The following is a 7,527-nucleotide window of genomic DNA, read 5'->3' as shown; positions in this document are numbered from 1 at the left end:
GGTCCTTCTTCTTGGTGGTGGGGGGGGGAGGGGAGGTTGGGGAAACAAAGAAAAGGGGCTCTCTACTTTGGAAAAAACCCAGGGAAAAGTTTCTCCCCCCCACAACCCCCCCCCCCCCGCAACTGCTTTTGACGTGACGTCGCGTTGCCCAAACCGACGAATCGCCGTCATCTCGGTCCATGAACCACCTGCGCCATTCCGGCCTGCCCTTTGCCGAGCAGGCTGCTGCCCTGAAGGCTATCCTTCGCGCCGACCCGATCGTCTGGGAGGCACTCATGCTGAGCCGCGGCCTCGACCTGCCGGACGGGATGGTCGTCTCTGGCGCGATTTACAACAGCGTCTGGAACAGCCTGACAGGCAAGCCGCCGGGCCACGGCATCAAGGACGTCGATCTCTTCTATTGCGACGGCTCGGACCTCTCCTACGAGGCCGAGGACGCCGTCATTCGCCGCGCGACGGCGCATTTCGAACGCCTGCCGCTGCCGGTGGAAGTGCGCAACCAGGCGCGGGTGCATCTCTGGTATCCGGACCGTTTCGGCCGCGCCTGCCCGGCCTATCGTTCCAGCGCCGAGGCGCTCGGCTACTTCGCCTCGCGCACCCATGCGGTGGGCGTGCGCCTGACACCGGAGGACGCTCTCGAGGTCGTCGCCCCTTTCGGACTCGACGACATCTTTTCCTTCCGCATCACGCCGAACAAGGTCATGGACAATCGCGACACCCACAGGACCAAGGGCGAGAGAGCCGTGGGGCTGTGGCCTCAGATCACGGTCGAGCCGTGGTGACCCGATCGCTTACAAATTCTGCGTCGTCGAAAGGCACACAATGCGCATTCTTCTCATCCTCGGCGCCCTCATCGCTGGAACGATCGCCGGCATTTACCTGTTCGGGATTATCTGGCGAACCACTGCTCAGGAAGGAGCTGTGGCGATGATCGTCGGAGGCGCTACGCCGGTTGGCCTCGGAGCCTGGGCGTTTCTCGGCACAAAGGGAGCTGACGGCCAGCGGCCAAGCCTCGGCAATGTGCGGACCTGGTTCGCCCTCTTGGGTATAGCCGCGGCCGCGGCCGGGCTCTTCGTGCTGTTGATTGCAGCTCTTTTCCTGGTGGTTCAGCGCGGCTAGCGGCGGACGGCGGTTATGCCGCCAGGCTTGCCACCTTCGTCCGCTAGGGGCTGGCTGCGATGGATGCCGACCGTCGGCGCGGCCCCTCACCCGCCTACCGGCACCCTCTCCCCGTAGAACGGGGAGAGGAGCGCTCCCGCCGGCGATTTCGCCAATCGCCAGCGTTGCAGAACGGGCACCGTCGTTGCGGTCAGTCTCCTTCTCCCCGTTCACGGGGAGAAGTGCCCGGCAGGGCGATGAGGGGCAGCGCCACGCTCGGGCGAAAAGTGCGCGCGCTAGCCCGCAAGGGCAGAAGGAGATCGCGCCGATCACTGCCGAACAGTGCGAGCGAGCGCGACATGCTTTAGCCGTTGACCAGCGCCAGCGCTTCTTCGGTGTAGCGCTTGCCGACCACCTTGTCGGGGGAGAGCGCGTTGCCGATTTCGGCGACTTCCGCCGCGGTCAGTGCGATCGCGGCCGCACCCGCATTTTGCTCCAGGTGATGGATCTTGCGGGCGCCGGGGATCGGCACGATGAAGTCGCCCTGATGCAGCACCCAGGCGAGAGCCAGCTGGGCTGCCGTCACGCCTTTTTCCTTGGCAAAGCGTTCCAGAACGGCCACGACCTTGGCATTGGCGTCCAGCGCCTCGCGCTGGAAGCGCGGCAAGGTATGACGCCAGTCATCGGCGCCGAGCTGCTCCGGCTTGTTGATCGTGCCGGTCAGCAGGCCGCGTCCCAGCGGGCTGTAGGGCACGAAACCGATGCCGAGCTCGCGGCAGACAGCGAGGATCTCTTCTTCGGGGTCGCGGCTCCACAGCGAGTATTCGCTTTGCACGGCAGCGATGGGGTGCACGGCATGGGCGCGCCGCAGCGTTGCGGCGCTCACCTCCGAAAGGCCGAGCGCGCGCACCTTGCCTTGCCTCACCAGTTCCGCCATCGCGCCGACCGTGTCCTCGATCGCGACATTGGGGTCGACCCGGTGCTGGTAGAAGAGGTCGATGACGTCGGTATTCAGCCGGCGCAGCGACGCTTCGGCGACCGCCTTGACGTGTTCCGGACGGCTGTCGACACCGATCATGCGATCGAGACCGCTGCCCTGCTCGGAAATCTTGAAGCCGAATTTGGTGGCGATCGTCACCTTGTCGCGTACCGCCTTCAGCGCCTTGCCGACCAGAATCTCGTTGTCGAAGGGGCCGTAGACTTCCGCCGTGTCGAAGAAGTCGACACCGATGTCGACGGCGTGTTGGAGCGTGCGGATCGCTTCCGCTTCCTCCTGACCGCCATAGGCGAAGCTCATGCCCATGCAGCCGAGGCCGACGGGGAAGACGGTGAGTTCGGTTCCGAGTTTGCGCTTTTGCATCGCGGGTCTCCTTGGTTGGCGATGCGAATGAGATAGCGCCTTGCCTTGTGTTCGATAATTGCTTCATAAGTGTACGAGCTGTTCTAAAAGTTAGAACAATGGCCAATCTTGAAGTCAGAGCAATGGAACGTAGTCATCTCGCCCAGCTTGCCGTGCTTGCCGCCGTGGCGGACAGAGGCAGCTTCCGTGGCGCCGCCCGCGACCTGGCGATCGCGCCTTCGGCCGTCAGCCATGCCGTGTCCAGCCTGGAATCCCGCCTCGGAGTGCGGCTTCTGGCGCGCAGCACACGCTCGGTCGCACCGACCGAAGAGGGTGCCCGGCTGCTCGAACGGTTGCGGCCGGCACTGTCCGAGATCGATCTGGCGCTGGAGGCGGCGGTCGAGGCCAGGGACCGTCCTGCCGGCAATCTGCGGCTGACCGTGCCGCGCACTGCCCTGAACCTCGTGCTGGCGCCGAAGCTCGGAGCCTTCGCCAAGGCCTATCCCGAGATCGTTCTCGATGTCGTCATCGAGGACCGTTTCACCGATGTGGTCGAAGGCGGCTTCGATGCCGGCGTGCGGCTCGGCGAAAGCCTGCAGCAGGACATGGTCGCCGTGCGCATCGGCCCACAGATCCGCAGCGCCGTCGTGGGCGCTCCGTCCTACTTCGCCAAGATGCCGAAGCCGAAACATCCGCGCGATCTCGTCGGCCACCGCTGCATCCGCTTCCGTTTCTCGAGCGGCGTGCTCTATCGCTGGGAGTTCGAAAAGGACGGTGAGGAGATCGAACTGCCGGTGCAGGGACCGCTGATCCTAGGCGTCGACAGTGCCATCGTCCGCGCGGCCATCGAGGGCGCGGGTCTCGCCTTCGTCTTCGAGGAGTATGCCGCACAGGCGCTGGCGGCCGGGAGCCTGGTGCGGGTGCTGGAGGACTGGTGTCCGCCCTTCGACGGCTTCTTCATCTACTATCCGAGCCGCCGCCAGATGCGGCCGGCGCTGCGGGCCTTCGTCGATTTCTTCCGCTGGCGAGACCGGGATGATTGACCGCCTCTCGGTCGTTCATCTGGCATGGCGCTTTTGATCGGCAACACACAGGCCCGCTACGGCTGGATCGCGATCCTGCTGCATTGGCTTATCGCCTTGCTGTTCATCGCCCAGATCGCGCTTGGCCTCGCCATGGTTCGTATGACCAGCCAGCGCAGCGCCTTCGAACTCATCCAGCTGCACAAGTCGATCGGCTTCCTGCTGCTTGGCCTTGTCGTGCTGCGGCTCGCCTGGCGGCTCGCCAATGTCACGCCACGGCTTCCCGCCGGAACCGGGCTTCTGGAGAGGCGGGCAGCTCCGATCGCTCATTTCACGCTCTATGCACTGCAACTCGTCCTGCCGCTCACCGGCTGGGCGCTGGTGTCGGCTTCCGTTCTCGAAATCCCCAGCATGCCGTTCGATCTGTTCGTGATGCCCAACCTGCCTGTTCCTGTCTCGGACGCGAGCGAAGCCTGGTGGGGGACGACACACGCCTATCTGGCTTACGCAGCGGTCGGCCTGGTGGCCGTGCATGTGCTGGCCGCATTGCGGCATCACTTCTGGCTTGGAGACAGCGTCCTGGTGCGCATGATCTCGCCCTCACGCCGGTGTGATGACGACAAGCCGGAATAGACGCCTTTCGTCGTGCGTTGACGTTGTGGGTGCCGCCATTCAGCCGGGAAGCTCCGATGCCAATTCGCAATTCCGTTGCCGCCACGCTCGCCGCGATTGCCATCGCCATTCCCGCCGCTCGCGCTGCCACCTCGCTCTCCGAAGCGGGTGGCCGCTATACGATCAGTCAGGCCGGGTCCAGCATCCGCTTTTCGATCGGAAAGACCGGCGGCGGCAGCCTGGACGGTGCCTTCGCGCGTTTCTCCGGCAACATCCGCGTCGACAATGCCAGCGCCGACCGCTCCGAGGTCAACATCACCATCATGCCCGCCAGCGTCGGGACCGGCCAGGGCCGCATCGACGCTTTCCTGCGCTCGGACGCCGTCTTCGATGCCGCCAACGACCCGGAGATCCGCTTCCGCTCCACCAGCGTGCGGCGTACCGGCGAGACATCGGCAACGATCACCGGCAATCTCACGGCCCGTGGCAAGACCATGCCGGAGAAGTTCCAGGCCGAACTCAAATCCTTTCGTGGCGGCACCATCACCTTCCGTGTCACCGGCAAGGTGCTGCGCTCGCGCTATGGCATGGATGTCGGCACGCCGATCTATTCCAACGTCGTCGAGTTCGACATGACGCTTTCGGGCCGGCGCGGCTAAGCTGTTGCCGGAAAGTTGCCGCAACGGCACTGGTTTTTCAGCGCGTTTCGCGCAAGTCTCGCGAGCACAGAATCTTGCGAGGAAATGCCGGATGTTTCGTTGGGGTGTGTTGTCGACGGCCAAGATCGGTCGCGAGCAGGTGTTGCCGGCCATCGCCGATTCCAGCAACGGCGTGCTGACCGCCGTGGCCAGCCGCGATGTCGGCAAGGCCCGGGCATTGGCGGATCGTTTCGGCGCGCCGCACGCCTTCGGCTCCTATGACGAACTGCTGGCGTCACCGCATGTCGACGGGGTCTACATTCCCGTGCCGACATCGCAGCATGTCGAATGGGCGGCCAAGGCCATCGAGGCGAAGAAACACGTGCTGGTCGAGAAGCCGCTGGCGCTCGATGCCAAGGACATCGCGCCGCTCATCGCGCTGCGCGACCGGCACAAGGTGCTGGTCTGCGAAGCCTTCATGGTCATCTATCATCCGCAATGGATCAAGGTGCGCGAGCTGATCGCCGGCGGCGCAATCGGGCGGCTGCGCCAGGTGCAGGGTTGCTTCACCTACTACAATGTCGATCCCGCCAACATGCGCAACCAGCTCGATCTCGGTGGCGGCGGCCTGCTGGACATCGGCGTCTACCCCGTCGTTTCCACGCGCTTTGCGGCTGACCGGGAGCCGGTGCGGGTGCAGGCGACGATCGAGCGCGACAAGACCTTCGGCACCGATGTCTATTCATCCGTGCGCGCCGATTTCGGCGATTTCGAACTGTCCTTCTATGTTTCGACGCAGATGGCCGGGCGCCAGTCGATGGTGTTCCACGGCGACAAGGGCTTCATCGAAGTGGCGTCACCCTTCAATGCCGGCGTCTATGATCACCACCGTGTCGAGTTGCACAACCAGAACCATGGCGAGGCGCAGGTCTTCCGCTTCCCGGGCGTGCAGCAGTACAAGCTCGAAGCCGAGGCTTTCGTGCGCGCAGCACTTGGCGACGGTGACCGCGTCTTCACGCTGGAGGAATCGGTGCTGAACCAGAAAGTCATCGACGCGATCTTCCGCGCCGGCGAGAAGGACGGCTGGGAGACGGTCTGATACGCGTTGCCCTGGCTGGGAGGAAAGGCCAGGAAACGACGCAACGATGGGAGGGGATGTTGGCTTACGATGCGGATGTCATCATCGTCGGCGCCGGCCTGGCTGGGCTGGTCGCGGCGGCCGAGATCGCGGAGGCGGGCAGGAAAATCCTTGTCCTCGATCAGGAGCCGGAACAGTCGCTGGGCGGCCAGGCCTTCTGGTCTTTCGGCGGGCTGTTCCTGGTCGACTCGCCGGAGCAGCGGCGCATGCGCATCCGCGATTCCCACGACCTCGCCTTGGAAGACTGGCTGGGCACGGCCGCCTTCGATCGCCCGGAGGACCATTGGCCACGTGAATGGGCGAAGGCCTATGTCGGTTTCGCCGCCGGTGAAAAACGCGCCTGGCTAGCCGAGCGCGGCATCAAGTTCTTTCCCGTCGTCGGCTGGGCCGAGCGCGGTGGCGGCAATGCCGTCGGCCACGGCAATTCGGTGCCGCGCTTCCACGTCACCTGGGGCACAGGTCCGGGCGTGATCGAGCCCTTCGTGCTGCGGGTGCAAGAGGCTGCGAAACGCGGGCTGGTCACCTTCAAGTTCCGGCACCGGGTCAGCGAGCTGACACGAAGCGGCGCGGCAGTCGATGGCGTGCGCGGCGAGGTGCTGGAGGAAAGCAGCGTCGAGCGTGGTCAAAAGAGCTCGCGCACGGCAACAGGCGATTTCGCCTTCAAGGCTCAAGCCGTCATCGTCGCGTCAGGCGGCATCGGCGGCAACCACGATCTCGTGCGCCAGAACTGGCCGGAGCGACTGGGCAAGCCGCCGAAGCGCATGATCACCGGCGTGCCGGACCATGTCGACGGGCGCATGCTGGCGATCACCGAGAACGCCGGTGGTTCGATCATCAACCGCGACCGCATGTGGCACTATGTCGAGGGCATCAGGAACTGGGCGCCGATCTGGACCGACCATGCCATCCGCATCCTGCCCGGTCCGTCGTCGCTGTGGCTGGATGCGCGCGGCAAGCGGCTGCCGGTGCCGCTCTATCCCGGCTTCGACACGCTGGGCACGCTCGCCCACATCATGAAGACCGGCTTCGACTATTCCTGGTTCATCCTGACCGAGAAGATCATCCGCAAGGAGTTCGCCTTGTCGGGGTCGGAGCAGAATCCGGATCTCACCAACAAGAGCTGGCGCCAGGTGCTGCAGCGCGCCACCTCGGGCATCCCCGGCCCGGTCAAGGCCTTCCTCGACAAGGGCGAGGACTTCATCGTCGAGCGCGAATTGCCGGCGCTGGTCCAGCGCATGAACACGCTGGCCGGTGGCGAGCCGCTGCTCGATGTGGCTGAGGTCGAGCGCGAGATCCGCGCTCGCGACATGCAGCTCGACAATCCCTTCTCCAAGGACATGCAGGTGATCGCGCTGCGCGGCGCCCGCACTTATCTCGGCGACAAGCTGATCCGCACCGCCAAGCCGCACAAGATGCTCGATCCCGCCAACGGGCCGCTGATCGCGGTGCGCCTCAACATCCTCACCCGCAAGACGCTGGGCGGCCTGCACACCGATCTCGACAGCCGGGTGCTGGGCGCCGACGGCCAGCCGATCGAGAGCTTGTATGCCGTCGGCGAAGTGGCCGGCTTCGGCGGCGGCGGCGTGCACGGCTATGCGGCGCTCGAAGGCACGTTCCTCGGCGGTTGCATCTTCTCGGGCCGCAGCGCGGGCCGCGCGGCCGCCAAGGGCGTCCGCTAAA

General features: G+C 65.1%; 8 protein-coding genes. 7 read left to right on the top strand and 1 reads right to left on the bottom strand.

Features of this window, described 5'->3' with window-relative positions; translation table 11 throughout:
- Positions 1–179 precede the first annotated feature (179 nt).
- Positions 180–782 (top strand): nucleotidyltransferase family protein, encoded by a 603-nt coding sequence (locus tag ACFWXH_RS15200; RefSeq protein WP_054312566.1) that lies wholly within the window; start codon positions 180–182, stop codon positions 780–782.
- Between the two features lie 40 nt (positions 783–822).
- Positions 823–1,119 (top strand): hypothetical protein, encoded by a 297-nt coding sequence (locus ACFWXH_RS15195; protein WP_379121556.1) that lies wholly within the window; start codon positions 823–825, stop codon positions 1,117–1,119.
- Positions 1,120–1,462: 343 nt separating this feature from the next.
- Here ACFWXH_RS15195 and ACFWXH_RS15190 read toward each other — a convergent pair whose 3' ends face one another.
- Positions 1,463–2,458 (bottom strand): aldo/keto reductase, encoded by a 996-nt coding sequence (locus ACFWXH_RS15190; protein WP_379121554.1) that lies wholly within the window; start codon positions 2,456–2,458, stop codon positions 1,463–1,465.
- A 122-nt stretch (positions 2,459–2,580) separates the two neighbouring features.
- Here ACFWXH_RS15190 and ACFWXH_RS15185 point away from each other — a divergent pair, with 122 nt between their 5' ends.
- From ACFWXH_RS15185 to ACFWXH_RS15165, 5 genes are all read left to right on the top strand, one after another.
- Positions 2,581–3,480, top strand: coding sequence for a LysR substrate-binding domain-containing protein (locus ACFWXH_RS15185; protein WP_379121552.1), 900 nt, complete (start codon positions 2,581–2,583; stop codon positions 3,478–3,480).
- A 24-nt stretch (positions 3,481–3,504) separates the two neighbouring features.
- Positions 3,505–4,092, top strand: coding sequence for a cytochrome b (locus tag ACFWXH_RS15180; RefSeq protein ID WP_379121550.1), 588 nt, complete (start codon positions 3,505–3,507; stop codon positions 4,090–4,092).
- Positions 4,093–4,148: 56 nt separating this feature from the next.
- Positions 4,149–4,730 carry a YceI family protein gene (locus tag ACFWXH_RS15175; protein ID WP_054312561.1) on the top strand — a complete coding sequence of 194 codons (582 nt, stop codon included), beginning with the start codon at positions 4,149–4,151 and terminating at the stop codon, positions 4,728–4,730.
- A 91-nt stretch (positions 4,731–4,821) separates the two neighbouring features.
- Positions 4,822–5,808: a Gfo/Idh/MocA family protein gene (locus tag ACFWXH_RS15170; RefSeq protein ID WP_379121548.1), complete on the top strand. Its 987-nt coding sequence runs from the start codon at positions 4,822–4,824 to the stop codon at positions 5,806–5,808.
- Between the two features lie 59 nt (positions 5,809–5,867).
- Entirely contained in the window at positions 5,868–7,526 is a 1,659-nt protein-coding gene (locus ACFWXH_RS15165; RefSeq protein WP_379122222.1) for an FAD-binding dehydrogenase, read from the top strand.
- Position 7,527: the final 1 nt, after the last annotated feature.

The organism is Mesorhizobium sp. NPDC059054 (assembly GCF_042739215.1).
Lineage (GTDB): Bacteria > Pseudomonadota > Alphaproteobacteria > Rhizobiales > Rhizobiaceae > Mesorhizobium.
This window is presented reverse-complemented; position numbering and strand designations above follow the sequence as displayed.

Excerpts from the sequence above, each read along its gene's own strand:
- ACFWXH_RS15200 (WP_054312566.1), top strand. The coding sequence starts at position 180 with ATGAACCACCTGCGCCATTCCGGCCTGCCCTTTGCCGAGCAGGCTGCT.
- ACFWXH_RS15195 (WP_379121556.1), top strand. The coding sequence starts at position 823 with ATGCGCATTCTTCTCATCCTCGGCGCCCTCATCGCTGGAACGATCGCC.
- ACFWXH_RS15190 (WP_379121554.1), bottom strand. The coding sequence starts at position 2,458 with ATGCAAAAGCGCAAACTCGGAACCGAACTCACCGTCTTCCCCGTCGGC.
- ACFWXH_RS15185 (WP_379121552.1), top strand. The coding sequence starts at position 2,581 with ATGGAACGTAGTCATCTCGCCCAGCTTGCCGTGCTTGCCGCCGTGGCG.
- ACFWXH_RS15180 (WP_379121550.1), top strand. The coding sequence starts at position 3,505 with ATGGCGCTTTTGATCGGCAACACACAGGCCCGCTACGGCTGGATCGCG.
- ACFWXH_RS15175 (WP_054312561.1), top strand. The coding sequence starts at position 4,149 with ATGCCAATTCGCAATTCCGTTGCCGCCACGCTCGCCGCGATTGCCATC.
- ACFWXH_RS15170 (WP_379121548.1), top strand. The coding sequence starts at position 4,822 with ATGTTTCGTTGGGGTGTGTTGTCGACGGCCAAGATCGGTCGCGAGCAG.